Genomic DNA, 16,670 nt, shown 5'->3' with positions numbered 1-16,670 from the left:
GCCGCACCGTGGGAACGGTGCGGCGGCCCCTTCCGCATGCGTACGCGCTTCAGCTCACCGGCCGGAGCGCAGCCTGCGCCACGGGGTGAACGTGAACACCGCGCCGCCCAGCAGGATCGCCGTGCCGGCGACCAGACCGAGTGCGCGCAGGGCGCCGTTGTCCTCGGCACCGGTGGCCGCGAGCCCGCCGCCGGAGGCCGTACCGCCCGCCGCAGCCGCTCCGCCGGAACCCGAGGTGTCACCGCCGGACGCGCCGCCCTCCTGGGCGGTGGTGTCGAGTTCGAGCGACGCCTTGGTGGCGCCCTTGACCGTGCACGGGATGTTGATCTTCGAGGTGCCCAGCGTGACGTCGATCGTCAGGGTGCCGGGCGTGAGGGTGGACTTGCCGGAGGCCCCCGGCTTGTACGTGCCGGTCATGTCGGGCAGGTCGACCGGCTTGCCCGTCTCCAGGGGTGCGGGGTTCCCCGGTCCCCGGACGGTCACCGAGCCCTTGTCGGCACCGCCGATGACGATCTGCATGGACGGCTTCAGCGCACCCGCGGGCAGGGCGGCCGGGCTGTCCATCACGCCCTTGGCCGTCTTGACCGTGAGCCCGTAGCCGCCACCGTCCTTCTTGGCGTCGATCGTGACCTTGGAGGCGATGGAGGCCGGGCCGGGCGACTTGCAGGTGAAGTTGACGGCGACCTCCTTGCCCGGGAAGTCGGTGGCGCCGCCGGATCCTCCTGTGGTGCCCCCGTCGTCCGTACCGCCGGTGGTCGTACCGCCGGTGTCGCCGCCGGTGGTCGTGCCGCCGGTGTCGGTCCCACCGGTGTCGGCGCCACCTGTGTCGGTGCCACCTGTGTCGGTGCCACCGTCCGTGGTTCCGCCGGTGTCGGTGCCCCCGGTGTCGGTGCCGCCGGTGTCCGTGCCGCCGTCGGTCGTGCCGCCGTCCGTGGCTCCCCCGCCGTCCGTGACCTTGATCGTCGCGCCCGGCTGCACGGTCTCCTTCGGGGAGCACTTGGTGTCGGTGGAGATCGGCTTGGAGACGTTGATGTTGTAGCCGTCCGGCGTCAGCGTGAGGTCACCCGCCTTCTCCAGCTTCAGCGAGCCCTTCATGTCCGGCAGGATCATCGCGCTGTTCTTGGGGATCGGGGGGTTCTGCCGCGGCCCTTCCACCTTCAGGTCGCCGGTGGCCGCGCCGCCCAGCTTGATGGTGCCGGTCGGCTTGACGGTGTCCTTGTCGAGGTCGAGTACATCGGGGTTGCTGGAGGCCGCCTTGACCGTCTTCCACACGACCTCGACGGTGTCGCCGACCTTCGCGTCGGCGGGTGCGGTCAGCTGCACCTCGGTGGTGCCCTGTACGGCCGGCAGTCCGGAGATGGCCGGGGGTATGCACTCCGTCTTGTACGAGATGTCGGCGGCCTGGGCAGGGCTCGCGGCCAGCAGCATGCCCGCCCCGCCGATCATCATCGCGACTCCCGCCGCGACCGTCCTGCGTTGCGTACTCACGAATGTCCCTTCGTCGTCGGTCTGTGCTCTGACGGTGCGGAATCAGGGGTGAACCACGGCAGTGCGGCCGCGGTGGTGCCCGCACCCGTGGCGGGCGCGGGGCCGGGGGCCGGCCCGGGGGCCCGGCGCCGCCCCGGCAGCCGGGCCGTCACACCGGCGAGCCGGTCGGGGCGGCGCCGGGACCCGGCCGCCGCGTGCGCGGGACGCGGCCGTACCTTGTCGACGACCGCCATGCCGATGCGGAACACGGCTGCGGGCACGACGAGGCAGAGCAGGATCCAGAAGAGCGTCACGCCCCAGGGGCGGCCCACCCCCCACGGCTGTTCGGCCAGCACCTTCGTGCCGTACTTCAGTGAGATCTGGTAGTCGCCATGGGCGCCCGCGGCGAGTTCGACGGGCAGTTCGATCCGCGCCTTGCGGCCGGGGCCGATGGTGCCGCGCCACTGCCGGTCCTCCCACTGCGGGGCGTAGACACCGTGGGAGGTGCCGATCTCGAAGACCGGGTCCTTGACCGCCGCGGAGCCCGGATTGCCCACGGTGAGGACGAGCCGGCGGGACGGCGGGGCGCCGAACCAGGTCAGGACGGAGCTGTCGCCCTCCAGCCGGGAGGTGGTGAGGACGGCGAGCTTTCCGTCGCCGGTCTCCTTGGGCAGCGGGGCGACGGGGTGTCCCGCGACGACGAACACCGCGTCGGCCACGGACTGGTCCCCGGTGACCGTGGCGACGTGCACCACGCAGGGGCACGGTTCGGGCGGCTCGGCGACCGGCAGCTTCTTGGTGAACGCGCCATCGGAGTCGGTGGTGACGGCCCGGCCGTCCGCGTTGGCGCAGGAGTTGGTGCCACCGATCACCCCGCGCGCGGGGCTGGACCGTCCGCAGATCAGCATCATCAGCAGGGTGTTCGGGCGCCAGCCGTGGCCCTTGACGGTGATCTCGCCGCCTTTGCCCGCCTGCTTCCCGGAGAGCGTGACCGCCGGCTTCGGCTCCGCCGCGCTCCGGCCGGTGGCTTCGGCGCCGGTCGCGGTCAGCAGCAGGGCGGGCAGTATCGACGCCAGCAGCGCTACGAGCAGCACGGCCGCCCGCCCGTGGCCGTCGCTCCGGGGTGCCGCCGGTCCGGTCCGTCCAGTCACGATTCCGCTCCCGCCTTCACCAAGTGCCACTCGTCGGAATGCCGTTGATGGTCCGGCGGCCGGGTGTCCGGGTCGCCCGTCCCGCCGCGCCGCGCTCCTCGCCGGCACCGGAAGCCGTACGTGCCCGCGGCGGCCGCGGCCAGGAACAGCAGTGCGCCGGCGGTCAGGGGCGCCCAGGGCACGAAGAGCGCCGGGACGGTCGCCCCGTCGTGCGCGCCGCCCGCCGCCGTGACCCGCAGCCGGACGGTGGCCGAGTCGAGGGCGGGGGTGTCCCGCCACGGTTCGGTGAGCCGCACCCGCCGGCCGGGCAGCAGTTCGACGGGCAGGGTGCGGGCGTCACGTCGCAGCAGGGTGCCGAAGAGCCCGTCGGCGCTGACGGCGAGGCGCGGTACGAGGACCGCGTTGCCCCGGTTGACCAGCGTGTAGTGGATGGCGTGCCCGGACACCGTGACGTCCTCAACGGTGAGCGCGGCCAGGGTCGGCCCGCCGACCCGCAGCTGGACCCGGACGTCCACCGAGCGGCCGCCGCTCTCGGCGACGATCGCGCCCGGGTGGTCGCCGGGCAGCGCGTCCTGCGGCACGGTCACGGAGACGGGCACGTCGGCGCGCGTCCGGCCGGGCACGGTCACCTTGTCGGTGGCCGTCCGCAGCCAGGCCCCGGTGCCGGTGGAGCCGTGCGCGCCGCGTACCGCGAAGCCGCCGTGTGCCGTGTCGTACGCATCGGCGCAGCGCAGCCGTACGGTGATCGGCTCCGGGCCCGGGTTGGTCACCGAGAGCCGGTCCCGGAGGACACTGCCGGGCAGTCCCTCCAGGTAGAAGGAGGGTCTGCCGCCGTCCTCGCCGGCGCCGTTCGCCGCGGGCCGGGCCGTCCACGCCGGGGCGGCCGGGTGCTCGGTGGCACCGGCCGCCACGGTCGGGGCGGCGGTCCACCACAGGGCGGCGAGCATCGCTGCGGCGAGGGCGATTCGGGTGGCGTGACCGGTCAACGGCGGCATGGGGGGCTCCCTGGTGCGTGACGGCGGCGGCGGTTCGCGGCGGGTCAGCCCGTGGCCCGTTGCCCGCGCCTGGTCAGCCAGAGCACCCCGGCAGCACCGGTCAGCAGCACCGTGCCGCCGAGCGTGCCGAGCGCCACCGCCGAGTCGAGGGGTCCGGTCCTGGGCAGCGAGGAGCCGGTGTCCGGCGCGCTCTGCGCGCCGCCGCTCCCGCTCCCACTGCCGCTGCCGCTCCCGCCCGCGGCCGTGACGTCGAGGGTGAGCGAGGGGCCCGGGCTGTTGCCCGGGGTGCAGGTCGTCGTCGTACCGAGTGCCTTGATGGTGAGCACTCCGGCGGTGAAGTCGACCTTGCCGCTCTTCTTCGGGGTGTACGTGCCCGACAGGTCACTGATCTTGATGGGGCTGTTGGCGGGTATCGCCGCGGAGTTGGCCGGTCCTGCGACCTTGACCTCGCCCGGGTCGGCGCCGCCCACCTTGATCACCGCACTGGGGTTCATCGCCCCCTTGCCCAGTTCGACCGGGCTGGAGGAGACGCCCTTCTGGAAGGACATCGTGAGTTTGTAGCCGCTACCGCTCTTGACACTCTTGATGTCGATGGGCGACACGGCGGCCTTGTCCCCGATCGGGGTCTTGCACTTGTAGTTGACGTCCACGACCGTCGCGTGGGCGGCGGGCGCGGCCATCAGCACCACCGCCCCCGCCAGCCCGGACGCCAGCGCGAGAGCTGTTCGCTTCTGGTACGACACCTCGAATTCCCCTCATGCCGGGAGTCGCCGTGCGCCGCTTCCGTGCGGCCCAAATAGCTGACGACACATCAGATTGGGCGCTCAAGGTACGCCCGGGGCCTTGTGGAGGGAAGACAAAGAGCGCGCCGATCCGGCGCGCTCTTCAAGGGGCACGAGGCCCCGGAGGCACGGCCCCCGGGGGATGGGGAGATGAACCCGCGTACGGGTGTTTCGATCAGACCGGGGCGGCCAGCTCCGCCCAGACGGTCTTGCCGGGCTCACCCGGAACCCGTACGACTCCCCAGTCCAGGCAGAGCCGCTGCACGATGAACATGCCGTGCCCGCCGGGCCGGCCGGCCCGGTGCGGGGTCCGGGGCGCGGGCTGTCCCGCGCCGGCGTCGGCGACCTCGACCCGCAGCGCCTTGGGCGTGCGAGCGATACGGAGCTCGTCGGGGCCGTCCGCGTGCAGGCACGCGTTGGTGACCAGCTCGGAGACGACCAGCAGGACGTCCTCGGCGGCCGCACGGCGGTCGGCGGTCGAGGCGGGCAGCCAGCCCCAGTCATGGAGCGCCTGGCGGGCGAAATCGCGGGCAGCGGGCACGATGCCGCTGACCTGCCGCAGCGACAGCGTGCGCCACTGCCGCTCCGCGGGCCCGGCCGGCCCGTCGGAGGGAGCGCCGACGCCCGCGTTCGCACGGGCGTCCGCGTCGGCACGTGCACCCGTGCCTGCGTCCTCCGGCTCGCGGCCGAGGTCGCCCGGCGGATGCTGCCGGGTGGTGCTCATCAGCGCTTCACCTCACCGATTCACCAATGTCGCCATTGAACAGATCCAGATACGAATAGAGATACGGACACTGATACAGGCACCGGACGGATACGGAGCGTGCAGCGCGCCGATGGCTCGCCGGAGGGTCTCCTGCCCGGCCGAATCGTGACAACACCCACTTCGCCTACGCGGATCGCGTGACGCGGGCAACAGATGGGGCGCCCGGGGCGATGGAACACGCCACGATCAGCCGTCCAGGGCCTCTTCGAGGGAGCCGTGGACGGTGAAAACCGCCTCGGCCCCGGTGATCGCGAAGACCCGCGCCACCACCGGCAGCATTCCGGCCAAATGGACCCCTCCCCCGGCCGCCTCCGCCTTGAGGCGGGCACCGAGCAGCACGTTCAGCCCGGTGGAATCACAGAATTCGAGTTGCGAGCAGTCCACAACGAGGCGCGCACGCCCTTGCTCGACCGCGCTCTCCAAGGGTTCACGCAGCAGATCGGCGGTGTGGTGATCGAGCTCACCCACCGGCGTCACAACCTCACTGCGGCCCACGGTCCGGGCCTCGACCTGAAGCCGACCCCGGTTCGCACTGCCGACCGTCCCGCGGTCCATGCCCGTCCCTCTTCACCGATCGTCACTGTCCGCATAGCTATGCATGCAGATGAGTTGCAGCTGTCGCTGACGTACTTAAAACAGTACGCGTTCCGTGCACCACGCGGTAGCCGAAGACCTCAACAAACCGGACATATAGCGTCAATTGGAGCTTGTAACGACCCGCAAGGACCGGGTAAGGGTAGGGGGACACCCAAAACACGGCCGGCTTTGGAGGCGCCGCTTCACCGCAGGAACACGTATGGGCATCGGCAGCCATATGCCGAGAACGATGGAGGAGACCATGTCACCCCGGCTCGACGAAGCGCGTACCCACGACGCGACGTCAGCATGTCCTCAGGGACTGACCGAATCAGACTCCCCTGCTGCGACCGTCCTGGACGGTACGCGCAACAGCACCACCAGCAGTGGCAGTGACACCGGCAGCGCCGAATACATCACCGACGGACTCGCGGACCTTCCCGAGATCCCGCCCTACTCCGAAATGGGCCCGCTGGACGCCAGGGCGCTCTCGAAGACGCTCTTCGGCCGGCTGGAGTCCCTCGAAGAGGGCACCCACGAGTACTCCTACGTACGCAACACGCTCGTCGAGCTGAACATGGCCCTGGTCAAGTTCGCCGCCGCCCGGTTCCGGTCCCGCAGCGAACCGATGGAAGACATCATCCAGGTCGGCACCATCGGCCTGATCAAGGCGATCGACCGGTTCGAGCTCAGCCGGGGCGTCGAGTTCCCGACCTTCGCGATGCCGACGATCGTCGGCGAGATCAAGCGCTTCTTCCGTGACACCAGCTGGTCCGTGCGCGTGCCGCGCCGCCTGCAGGAGCTGCGGCTCGACCTGGCCAAGGCGGGCGACGAGCTCGCCCAGCAGCTGGACCGAGCGCCCACCGTGGGCGAGCTCGCCGACCGCCTGGGCATCAGTAACGAAGAAGTCGTCGAAGGCATGGCCGCGAGCAACGCGTACACCGCGAGCTCGCTGGACGCCAAGCCGGAGGAGGACGAGAACGACGGGGCGCTGGCCGACCGCATCGGCTACGAGGACCACGGACTCGAAGGCATCGAGTACGTCGAGTCCCTGAAGCCGCTGATCGCCTCGCTGCCCAGCCGCGACCGCATGATCCTCTCGCTGCGGTTCGTCGCCAACATGACGCAGTCGGAGATCGGCGAGGAGCTGGGCATCTCGCAGATGCACGTCTCGCGGCTGCTCTCCCGCACCCTGGTCAAGCTCCGCAAGGGCCTGACGCTGGAGGAATGAGCGGGCACCCGCAACGCGCACACGACGCGCCTGCGAGGACTGCCGGACAAAGGACCTGCCCCGACAAAGGGCAGGTCCTTCCGCGTTCCTGACGCCGCACCTTGGCGTCGGCGTTCGTGCCGGGATCTGCGCTGCCGTCGTGCCGGCGCCTGCCTTGCCGTCGGGCCGGCGCCTGCGCTGCCGTCGGGCCGGCCTCGGGCCTGCGCCGTGTCAGGCGGCGTTGCGCGGGCCGGTGCGCTCGCCGCCCCGCCAGACCTCGTGCACCAGGGGGACGCCCGGCCGGTAGGCGAGGTGGACGTGGCTGGGCGCGTCCAGGACCACCAGGTCGGCGCGGGCGCCGGGGGTGACCCGGCCGATGTCGGTGCGCCGCAGCGCGGCCGCACCACCGGCGGTGGCGGACCAGAGGGCCTCGTCCGGGGTCATGCCCATGTCGCGCACGGCGAGCGCGACGCAGAAGGGCATGGACGAGGTGAACGAGGATCCGGGGTTGCAGTCCGTGGAGAGCGCGACGGTGGCGCCCGCGTCGAGGATGCGGCGGGCGTCGGGCCAGGCCGCGCGGGTGGAGAACTCGGCGCCCGGGAGCAGTGTGGCGACGGTCGCGGACTGCGCCAGGGCGTCGATGTCGGCGTCGGTGAGGTGGGTGCAGTGGTCGGCGGAGGCCGCGTCGAGCTCCACGGCGAGCTGGACACCGGGGCCGTGGCCGAGCTGGTTGGCGTGGACACGGGGGTGCAGGCCCTTGGCCCGGCCCGCGGTGAGGACAGCGCGGGCCTGGTCGCCGTCGAACGCGCCCCTCTCGCAGAACACGTCGATCCAACGGGCGTACGGGGCACAGGCGTCGAGCATCGGACCGGTGACCAGCTCCACGTAACCGGCCGGGTCGTCGGCGTAGTCCGGGGAGACGATGTGGGCGCCCAGGAAGGTGACCTCGTCGGTGTGGCGGGCGGCGATGCGCAGGGCGCGGGCCTCGTCCTCGACGGTGAGGCCGTAGCCGGACTTGGTCTCGAAGGTCGTGGTGCCCTGGCGCAGCGCCTCGGCGAGGTAGCGGGCGACGTTGGCGTCGAGCTCCTCGTCGGTGGCGGCGCGGGTGGCGGCGACGGTGGTGCGGATGCCGCCCGCGGTGTAGGCCCGGCCGGACATCCGGGCGTTGAACTCCTGCGTGCGGTCGCCCGCGAAGAGGAGGTGCGAGTGGGAGTCGACGAAGCCCGGGATCACGGCCCGGCCGGCCACGTCCACGGCGTTGTCAGTGGCGGGTGCTTTGCTTGATTCACCGGTCCAGACGACGCGGTCGCCCTCGATGACGACGGCCGCGTCCTGGATCAGTCCGAGGGGGGAATTGTCACCGAGGGAGGGGTCGTTGGTGACCAGTGCGGCGATGTGGGTGATGGCGGTCGTCGTCATCGGGGGACTGCTCTCCTTTCGTGGGGGCGCGTCCCCGAGCGAGGGCGCGTCCGCGGGTGGGGGCGCTTCCGCGGTCGGGAGCTGCGGAGGGTTCCGTGCCGCACTGCTCACTGGTGCAGGGCCGCGATGGCCTTCGCGAGCGCTGCGGGGACGTCGTCGACCAGCGCGTGGTGTCCGTCGCGCACGATGTGCCGTCCGGCGACCACCGTGTGACGCACATCTGCCGCGGAGGCGGCGAATACGGCTGTCTCGGCAGCCAGCCGGGGTACCGGCCCGGCTGTTCTGACGGAGTCCAGAGCGATGGTGACCAGGTCGGCGGGCGCGCCGGGTTCGAGGATGCCCGCTTCGGGCCGGCCGAGCGCCGCGTGGCCGTCGGCGGAGGCGGCGCGCAGCAGTGCGGCCGCGGTCCAGTGGCCGCGGGTCCGGGTGCGCAGGCGCTCGTTGAGCTCCATCGCACGCGCCTCCTCGAAGAGGTCGATCACGGCGTGGCTGTCGCTGCCGAGCGAGAGCGGGGAGCCCGCGCTCTGGAGGGCCGCGGCGGGGCCGATGCCGTCGGCGAGATCGCGTTCGGTGGTCGGGCACATGCAGGTGCCCGTGGCCGTGGAGCCGATGAGCGCGATGTCCTCGTGCGTGAGGTGCGTGTTGTGGACGCCGGTGGTGCGCGGGCCGAGCACCCCGTGATCGGCGAGGAGCCGGGTGGGGGTGCAGCCGTGGGCGGCGAGGCAGGCCTCGTTCTCGGCGGTCTGCTCGGAGAGGTGGACATGGAGCGGCGCCTGCCTCTCCTGTGCCCATTGGGCGACGGTGGCGAGCTGTCCGGCCGGCACGGCACGCACGGAGTGGACTGCGGCGCCGATCAGGGCGTTGTCGTCGCCCTTGAGGAGGGAGGCGCGCTCGGCCCAGGCGTCGGCGGTGGTGTCGGAGAAGCGCGACTGGTGCTGGTCGGGCTTCTGGTACTGGGTGGGCCGGCGGCCGAATCCGGCGGCGAGATAGGCGGTGTCCAGCAGCGTGATCCGGATGCCGGCCTCGCGGGCGGCCGCGATCAGGGCCGCGCCCATGGCGTTCGGATCGCTGTACGGGGTGCCGCCCGGGGCGTGGTGCAGATAGTGGAATTCGCCGACCGCGGTGATCCCGGCCAGTGCCATCTCGGCGTACACCGCGCGGGCCAGTTCGTAGTACGTGTCCGGGGTGAGCCGGGACGCGACCTGGTACATGATCTCGCGCCAGGTCCAGAAGGTGCCGGAGCCGACCTGGACGGTGGAGCGCAGAGCACGGTGGAAGGCGTGCGAGTGGGCGTTGGCGAGCCCGGGCAGGGTGAGCCCGCGCAGCACCGTGGCGCCGGGCGGCGGGGAGCCGACGCCGGTGCGCACACCGGCGATCAGCCCGTCGGCCACCTCCAGGACGACGCCCGGCTCGACATGGGTGCCGAGCCAGGCTTGGGAGAGCCAGTACGTCACGGTGACGGGCTTGCCCGTCGGCTCCGTTGTCAGCGGCACGCGAGACCTTCCAGTACGTCGGCGAGTGCGATCACCCCGGCCACGCAGTCGTCCTCGGCGGCGTGTTCGGCCGGCGAGTGCGAGACCCCGGTGGGGTTCCGGACGAACAGCATGGCGGTAGGGGCCGAAGCGGACAAAATACCCGCATCATGTCCGGCTCCCGTGCCGAGCACGGGGACGGCGCGACCGTCGCCACGGGTGGCGGCGCCCTTGAGGATCGAGCCCAGCTCGTCGCGCAGTGCGTGCTGGAACTCCACGACGGGCGTGAAGGACTCCCGTACGACGTCGAGATCGATCCCGGCCCGTTCGGCGTGTTCCCGGGCGGCTCGTTCGATCGCGGTGACGACGGTGTCCAGGGTGTCCTGGTCGGCGGCGCGGGAGTCGAGCCAGCCGCGCACGAGGGAGGGGATGGCGTTGACACCGTTCGGCTCGACGGCGATCTTCCCGAAGGTGGCGAGGCCGCCGGCCAGTTCCGCCTCCCGGCGGGCGGCGAGCACGGTCTCGGCGTACGTGAGCATCGGGTCGCGCCGGTCGACGAGCCGGGTGGTGCCCGCGTGGTTGGCCTCGCCGCGGAAATCGAACCGCCAGCGTCCGTGCGGCCAGATCGCGGATGCGATGCCGACGGGGTCACCGCCGATGTCGAGGGCGCGCCCCTGCTCGACGTGGAGCTCGACGAACGCGCCGATACGGGCGAGCCGTTCGGGGTCGGGCCCGATGGTGTCGGGGTCGTACCCGGCCGCCGCCATGGCCTGCGGCAACGTGACACCGTCCCCGTCGCGCAGCCGGTGCGCGGCCTCGACGGTCAGCTGCCCGGCGGCGAGCCGGGAGCCGACGCAGGCGAGCCCGAACCTGGCACCCTCCTCGTCACCGAAGTTGGTGATGGCCAGCGGTCTGGTGAACTCCACTCCTCTGCGGCGGAGTTCGTCGAGGGCGGCGAAGGAGGAGACGACACCGAGCGGACCGTCGAAGGCACCGCCGTCCGGCACCGAGTCGAGGTGCGACCCGGTGACGACGGCGTCCCCGGCCAGGGGGTCGCCGAGCCAGGCCCACTGGTTCCCGTTGCGGTCGGCTTCCAGCACCAGCCCGCGAGCCTCGGCCTGCGCCCGGAACCACTCCCGACAGTCGGCATCGGCCCCGGTCCAGGCGTAACGCCGGTAGCCGCCGCTGTCCGGGTGCCGCCCGATGGGAGCAAGCTCTCGCCACATGGCCTGAAACGACGGCTGTTGTGGGTATTCGTTCCGCAGGGCGAGGGGGGCATCTCCCACGCACCCAGGGCTGTCGGGGCTGCCGGGGCTGCCGGGCACAACGGAATCCGCATCCGGCAGCGCGTCGCCCGCCCCCGTCGAGGAGCGGCCGGCCCGCGCCGTCACGCGGAGCCCTCCCCCATCGGCACCCGCACGCCCTTGTCCGAGGCGACGGACTCCGCGATGTCGTACCCCGCGTCGACGTGCCGGATGACCCCCATGCCGGGGTCGTTGGTCAGCACCCGCCGGATCTTCTCGCCCGCCAGCTTCGTACCGTCGGCCACCGTCACCTGTCCCGCATGGATGGAGCGCCCCATGCCGACACCGCCGCCGTGGTGGATGGAGACCCAGGAGGCCCCCGACGCCACGTTGACCATCGCGTTCAGCAGCGGCCAGTCGGCGATCGCGTCGGAGCCGTCGAGCATGGCCTCGGTCTCCCGGTACGGGGAGGCGACGGAGCCGCAGTCCAGGTGGTCGCGCCCGATGGCCAGCGGCGCCGCCAGCTCACCGCTCGCCACCATGTCGTTGAACCGCTCGCCGGCCCGGTCCCGCTCGCCGTAGCCGAGCCAGCAGATGCGCGCGGGCAGCCCCTGGAAGTGGACGCGCTCGCCGGCCATCTTGATCCAGCGGTGCAGCGACTCGTTCTCCGGGAAGAGTTCGAGCAGCGCCTTGTCCGTCTTGTGGATGTCGGACGCCTCGCCGGACAGCGCCGCCCAGCGGAACGGGCCCTTGCCCTCGCAGAAGAGCGGCCGGATGTACGCGGGCACGAAGCCCGGGAAGTCGAAGGCCCGCCCGTAGCCGGCCAGTTGCGCCTCGCCGCGGATCGAGTTGCCGTAGTCGAAGACCTCGGCGCCCGCGTCCATGAAGCCGACCATCGCCTCGACGTGCCTGGCCATCGACTCACGGGCGCGCAGGGTGAAGTCGGCGGGCTTCTCGGTGGCGTAGTCGGCCATGTCGTCGAAGTCGACGCCGAGCGGGAGGTAGGCGAGCGGGTCGTGCGCGCTGGTCTGGTCGGTGACGATGTCGACCGGAGCGCCCTCGGCGAGCATCCGGGGCAGCAGCTCCGCCGCGTTGCCGAGCAGACCGATGGAGAGCGGCTTGCGGGCGTCCCGCGCCTCGACCGCGAGCTGGAGCGCGTGGTCCAGGGAGTCGGCCTTCACGTCCAGGAAGCGGTGCTCGATGCGGCGTTCGATGGCTCGCGGGTCGCAGTCGATACAGATCGCGACGCCGTCGTTCATCGTCACGGCGAGCGGCTGGGCACCGCCCATGCCGCCGAGCCCTGCGGTCAGCGTGATCGTCCCGGCCAGCGTCCCGCCGAACTTCTTCGCGGCGACGGCGGCGAAGGTCTCGTAGGTGCCCTGCAGGATGCCCTGGGTGCCGATGTAGATCCACGACCCGGCGGTCATCTGGCCGTACATGGTGAGACCGAGCGCCTCCAGGCGGCGGAACTCCTCCCAGTTCGCCCAGTCACCGACCAGGTTGGAGTTGGCGATCAGGACGCGCGGGGCCCACTCGTGCGTCTGCATGACGCCGACCGGACGCCCGGACTGGACGAGCATCGTCTCGTCCTGCTTGAGCGTGCGCAGCGTCCGCACCATCGCGTCGAACGAGCGCCAGTCGCGGGCGGCCTTGCCCGTGCCGCCGTAGACGACGAGCTTGTCGGGGTGCTCGGCGACCTCGGGGTCCAGGTTGTTCTGCAGCATCCGCAGCGCGGCTTCCTGCTGCCATCCCAGGGTGCTCAGTTCGGTACCGCGCGGCGCCCGTACGGGGCGGGGTCCTGACATGGCAATGCCTCCTCGCGACTGTGATTTTTCTATTCACATCTTGGTCGGCTGAATACGTCCAGTCAACAGGGTGGCCCGGACGGCGGCCGGGAGGGCGGCCCGGAGGCCGGCCGGGACGTGGCCGCGAGGGCTTCCGGAGCGCCTGCGCCGATGTGCGGCGGCGTATTTTCCATCGCCACCTGCATGTACCTATGGAAAATGCCAGAACCTCCACCAGGCGTGTGCACGTTGCGTAACCTCAGGGTCACAGCCGCATGCATTGCCGGAGGGGAGTCCGCGTGCCCGGAATTGACGAATGCCTGCTCGACGTCATGAGACTGCCCGGCGCCCGCGGCGCCGCCGTGGTCGACTGGACGAGCGGACTCGCCCTCGGCACCATCGGTGACTCGCCCAACGGCGATCACGAGGCCACCGCCGCCGAAACGGCCGAGGTGGCACGGATGGCGGCCGAGCAGCCCGCCTTCGCGCTCGGGTTACCGGAGGCGTCAACCACACCCGAGAAACCGGGTGTTACGGCGTCCCGGCCCCCGGTGGAGGACGTCATCGTCACCACCCGCGCCGGGTACCACATCCTCCGGTTCGTCGAGACGGCCTTCGACAGCAGCGTCTTCCTGCACCTGTGGCTGGACCGCGCGGAGGGCAATCTGGCCCTGGCCCGGATACGGCTGGGCGAGATGGCCGAGCGGCTGGTCCTGGCATGACGACACCCGCCCCCGCTTCCGCACCCGCCGTCCCCGCGCTCTCGCCGATGCTCCAGCGCCTCGCGGCCGAACGGGCCACCGGTGCACTGATGCGCGACCGCGGCACCCTCTACCTGGCCGACGGCAAAGTGGTGCACGCCGAGAGTCCGGCCACGCCCGGTATCGACGTCCTGCTCACGCGGGGCGGTGCGCTCCACCGCGACGGCTGGTGGGACGCGGTCGCGCAGGCGGGCGCCGGGCAGCGGGTCGGCCGGTATCTCGTGGACAGCGGGCGGGTGGCGGGCGGTGCGCTGGAGCTGTGCCATCTGGGGGCGTTGTACGACGCGGCGTTCTTCGCCCTCGCCCCGACCCGGACCCCGGCCCGCTTCCGTTACGGGGTCGCCCACTGGATCGGCCCGGTCCGTCCCGTGCCCGTCGACGCCGTGCAGCGCGAGACGCTCCGGCGCCGGGAGCTGCTGGACCGGATCTGGCCCGGGGCGCAGACCGACAACGCCCCGCTCGTACGGACCGGTCACCCGGTCGACTCCCCCGTGCCACCGCGCCAGCTCCGCGTACTGGAGCAGGTGGACGGGGTGCGCACCGCGACGGACATCGCCCAGGAGCTGGGCAGATCGGCGTTCCACACCCTGGTCGACCTGCGGCGGCTGGCCGCATCCGGGCTGGTCGAAGCGGTCCGCCGGCCGGCCGGTCCGGCCGCCCCGGCAGCCGCCCGGATCGAACTGCCCGAGGTCACGGCCGACCCCGACGTCGCCCTGTTGCGCCGGCTCCGAGACGCATTGGAGGCCCTGTGATACGCGCGCTCAGACAGCGTGCCGGGAGGAGACAGCTGATGGTGCCCGAGGCCGAAGTCCAGGATGTCCTGGCCGAACTCCAGCAGCTGCGGGCACGGGTACCGCTCCTCGCCGGCGCCCTGGCGGCCAGCACCGACGGACTCGTCCTCGCCCACGACACCCCGGGTGTGGAGGCCGAAGGGGTCGCCGCGTTGACCGCGGCCGCGCTGGGCGTCGCGATCCGGATGACGGAGGCGACCGGCCGCGGCGGCTTCCGCGAACTGCTCGTACGCGGCGAGACGGGGTACATCGCCGCGTACGCCGCGGGGTCGTCGGCGGTGCTCACCCTGCTGGCCGAGGACCGGATCAACGTCGGCAGGCTCCATCTGGAGGGCCGCCGGGCCGGCACCAGGATCGGCCGTCTGGTCGACGCCGCGCTGGAACGCACCCCGCAGCCCTCACCGGGCGCACGCACACCCGTGCCACGCACACCGCAGCAGCCCGGTCCCCTGCCCCACCGCACGACATGACCGGGCCCTCAGCTCTCGGACCAAGAAAACGGAACCGGCCGTCGCGGCCGGTCAGGGAAAGGAAAAAATCACTCATGGCGAACACCGAAGCGTCACTGAAGGAAGCGATGACGTCCATCGAGGGCACCACCGGTGTCGCCCTCGTCGACTACACGAGCGGCATGGCGCTGGGCACCCTGGGCGGCGGCAAGGAATTCAACCTGGAGGTCGCGGCGGCGGGCAACACCGACGTCGTGCGCGCCAAGCTCCGCACCATGGAGCACCTGGGCATCCAGGACGAGATCGAGGACATCCTGATCACGCTGGGCACCCAGTACCACCTGATCCGGCTGCTCAAGACGCGTGGCAACAACGGCCTGTTCCTCTACCTGGTGCTGGACTCCGCCCGCGCCAACCTGGCCATGGCCCGCCACCAGCTGAAGAAGATCGAAGCGGACCTGGACGTCTGACCGGCCTGCCCGGCGGGAGCGCCGCGCCCCACCGGGCGCGGGGTTCCGACCTCAAGCCCGTCCTAAAGCCTGTCCTCAAGCCCGTCCTAAAGCCGGACCTCAAGCCGTCCTCAAGCTCGTCCTCAAGCCATCCCTCAAGCGCCGGACGGGCTTGAGGACTGAACCCGGGCCGAGCCCGGGGAAGCAAGCCCGCACCGCCCCCGCGGGGCCCATCCGCAGACGGTTCACTCGATGAACAGGCCCCGCGCCGCCGCTCCCGCGTCGAACTCCTCCAGCCTGGCCTGCGCGTCCGGGAGTGCGTCGCACATGGCCTCCAGCAGCACCCGGCCGAGCAGCATCGGCCCGCACGCCGTGTCGAAGGCCAGGCCGGTCCCGACGGCGGCCGGGATCAGCAGATCGCTGTGCCGGGCCACCGGGGCGAACGCGGAGTCGGCGACCGAGACCACGGCCAGCCCCTGTTCACGCGCGTAGGCGAGGGCGTCCACCACCTCCCGGGGGTGGCGCGGCAGCGCGAAGCAGATCAGCGCACTGGCCCCGGCCCGCCGGGCGGCGTCGATCCGGTCGTGCAGCATGCTGCCGCCCTCGTCGAGCACCCGGACGTCCGGGTGCACCTTCGCGGCGAAGTAACCGAACCCGCGCGCCTGCGAGGACGCGGCCCGAAGTCCGAGCACGGGCAGCGGGCGTGATGCGGCGAGCAGCCGCCCGGCCCGCTCGACCGGACCGGGGTCGGCGAGCAGTTCGGCGAGGTGGCGCAGGTTCTCGATCTCACCGAGCACCGCCTGCTGGTACTCGTTGTACGTGTCCTCCCCGCCGCCCTCGGCGGGTCCGGCCGGAGTGACCTCACGCAGATGCCGGCGCAGCGCGGGATAGCCGTCGAAGCCGAGGGCCACGGCGAACCGGGTGACGGAGGGCTGGCTCACCCCGGCCAGTTCGGCCAGTTCCACGCTGGACAGGAACGGGGCGTCACCGGCCCTGCGCACCATCGAGTGCGCGATGCGCCGCTGGGTGGGTGTGAGCCTGCGCCCCTCGAACAGCTGCTGCAACCTCGCGGCCGGGCTGCTCCCGCTCATCCTGTCCCCTCGGTAGACGCGTCGCGCCGCACTCCGGCGCCGACGAATCCATTCAGCCAGGAAGGCGTCTGCATGTCCATATGCAGACACCCGTCACGGGCCTGTCCGGACAGCCCCGCCGCACGGCCGGCCGCACGGGGCCCCTCCGGATGCCCACGAGGCCGGGCCCCGGGCCCGGCTCTCATGGCCTGCCGCCGCCTGCCCGCCCCCGGGCAAACAGGGGGGTTAGCCCCACTGACCCGGTCGCCGCCGCTTCGTACCGT

Annotated in this window: 16 protein-coding genes; 5 read left to right on the top strand and 11 right to left on the bottom strand. The window is 72.1% G+C overall.

What is annotated here, in order from left to right:
* Positions 1–54 precede the first annotated feature (54 nt).
* The 6 genes from ACFVJX_RS14690 to ACFVJX_RS14665 form a co-directional block, all read right to left on the bottom strand.
* The gene (locus ACFVJX_RS14690) at positions 55–1,446 is read right to left on the bottom strand and encodes a hypothetical protein (RefSeq protein WP_384125923.1); all 1,392 of its coding nucleotides are present in this window, start codon (positions 1,444–1,446) and stop codon (positions 55–57) included.
* Between the two features lie 38 nt (positions 1,447–1,484).
* On the bottom strand, positions 1,485–2,618 hold the full coding sequence (locus ACFVJX_RS14685; protein WP_384125696.1) for a hypothetical protein: 1,134 nt from the start codon (positions 2,616–2,618) through the stop codon (positions 1,485–1,487).
* A complete protein-coding gene (locus ACFVJX_RS14680) occupies positions 2,615–3,613 on the bottom strand; it encodes a hypothetical protein (protein WP_384125698.1) in 999 nt (332 codons plus the stop codon). The genes ACFVJX_RS14685 and ACFVJX_RS14680 overlap by 4 nt, the downstream gene beginning before the upstream one ends.
* 44 nt (positions 3,614–3,657) lie before the next feature.
* Complete coding sequence (locus ACFVJX_RS14675) at positions 3,658–4,356, bottom strand: peptidase (RefSeq protein WP_384125700.1); 699 nt, start codon at positions 4,354–4,356, stop codon at positions 3,658–3,660.
* A 214-nt stretch (positions 4,357–4,570) separates the two neighbouring features.
* Positions 4,571–5,119, bottom strand: a complete 549-nt coding sequence (locus ACFVJX_RS14670; RefSeq protein ID WP_384125702.1) for an ATP-binding protein — start codon at positions 5,117–5,119, stop codon at positions 4,571–4,573.
* A gap of 228 nt (positions 5,120–5,347) precedes the next feature.
* Positions 5,348–5,716 (bottom strand): STAS domain-containing protein, encoded by a 369-nt coding sequence (locus tag ACFVJX_RS14665; RefSeq protein ID WP_384125704.1) that lies wholly within the window; start codon positions 5,714–5,716, stop codon positions 5,348–5,350.
* A gap of 283 nt (positions 5,717–5,999) precedes the next feature.
* On the opposite strand from ACFVJX_RS14665, the gene ACFVJX_RS14660 reads away from it, so the two are divergent.
* Positions 6,000–6,968 (top strand): RNA polymerase sigma factor SigF, encoded by a 969-nt coding sequence (locus tag ACFVJX_RS14660; RefSeq protein WP_384125926.1) that lies wholly within the window; start codon positions 6,000–6,002, stop codon positions 6,966–6,968.
* A gap of 210 nt (positions 6,969–7,178) precedes the next feature.
* On the opposite strand, the gene hutI is transcribed toward ACFVJX_RS14660, so the two are convergent.
* The 4 genes from hutI to hutU form a co-directional block, all read right to left on the bottom strand.
* On the bottom strand, positions 7,179–8,366 hold the full coding sequence (hutI, locus tag ACFVJX_RS14655) for an imidazolonepropionase (RefSeq protein WP_384125706.1): 1,188 nt from the start codon (positions 8,364–8,366) through the stop codon (positions 7,179–7,181).
* A 107-nt stretch (positions 8,367–8,473) separates the two neighbouring features.
* A complete protein-coding gene (locus ACFVJX_RS14650) occupies positions 8,474–9,859 on the bottom strand; it encodes a formimidoylglutamate deiminase (RefSeq protein ID WP_384125707.1) in 1,386 nt (461 codons plus the stop codon).
* Positions 9,850–11,064: an allantoate amidohydrolase gene (locus ACFVJX_RS14645; RefSeq protein WP_384125709.1), complete on the bottom strand. Its 1,215-nt coding sequence runs from the start codon at positions 11,062–11,064 to the stop codon at positions 9,850–9,852. Before ACFVJX_RS14645 ends, ACFVJX_RS14650 begins: the two co-directional genes overlap by 10 nt.
* Positions 11,065–11,225: 161 nt before the next feature.
* Positions 11,226–12,887 carry a urocanate hydratase gene (gene hutU, locus ACFVJX_RS14640; protein ID WP_384125711.1) on the bottom strand — a complete coding sequence of 554 codons (1,662 nt, stop codon included), beginning with the start codon at positions 12,885–12,887 and terminating at the stop codon, positions 11,226–11,228.
* Positions 12,888–13,165: 278 nt separating this feature from the next.
* On the opposite strand from hutU, the gene ACFVJX_RS14635 reads away from it, so the two are divergent.
* From ACFVJX_RS14635 to ACFVJX_RS14620, 4 genes are all read left to right on the top strand, one after another.
* Complete coding sequence (locus ACFVJX_RS14635; RefSeq protein ID WP_384125713.1) at positions 13,166–13,588, top strand: hypothetical protein; 423 nt, start codon at positions 13,166–13,168, stop codon at positions 13,586–13,588.
* Positions 13,585–14,379: a transcriptional regulator gene (locus ACFVJX_RS14630; RefSeq protein ID WP_384125715.1), complete on the top strand. Its 795-nt coding sequence runs from the start codon at positions 13,585–13,587 to the stop codon at positions 14,377–14,379. The genes ACFVJX_RS14635 and ACFVJX_RS14630 overlap by 4 nt, the downstream gene beginning before the upstream one ends.
* Before the next feature lie 38 nt (positions 14,380–14,417).
* Positions 14,418–14,888 carry a roadblock/LC7 domain-containing protein gene (locus ACFVJX_RS14625; RefSeq protein WP_384125717.1) on the top strand — a complete coding sequence of 157 codons (471 nt, stop codon included), beginning with the start codon at positions 14,418–14,420 and terminating at the stop codon, positions 14,886–14,888.
* A gap of 74 nt (positions 14,889–14,962) precedes the next feature.
* A complete protein-coding gene (locus ACFVJX_RS14620; protein ID WP_384125719.1) occupies positions 14,963–15,337 on the top strand; it encodes a hypothetical protein in 375 nt (124 codons plus the stop codon).
* A 224-nt stretch (positions 15,338–15,561) separates the two neighbouring features.
* Here ACFVJX_RS14620 and ACFVJX_RS14615 read toward each other — a convergent pair whose 3' ends face one another.
* Positions 15,562–16,407, bottom strand: coding sequence for a MurR/RpiR family transcriptional regulator (locus ACFVJX_RS14615; protein ID WP_384125721.1), 846 nt, complete (start codon positions 16,405–16,407; stop codon positions 15,562–15,564).
* Between the last annotated feature and the right edge of the window lie 263 nt (positions 16,408–16,670).

Source organism: Streptomyces sp. NPDC127177, assembly GCF_042672475.1.
Classification (GTDB): Bacteria; Actinomycetota; Actinomycetes; order Streptomycetales; family Streptomycetaceae; genus Streptomyces.
Note: the sequence above shows the minus strand (reverse complement) of the source record. Positions and strands in the feature narration are given on the sequence as shown.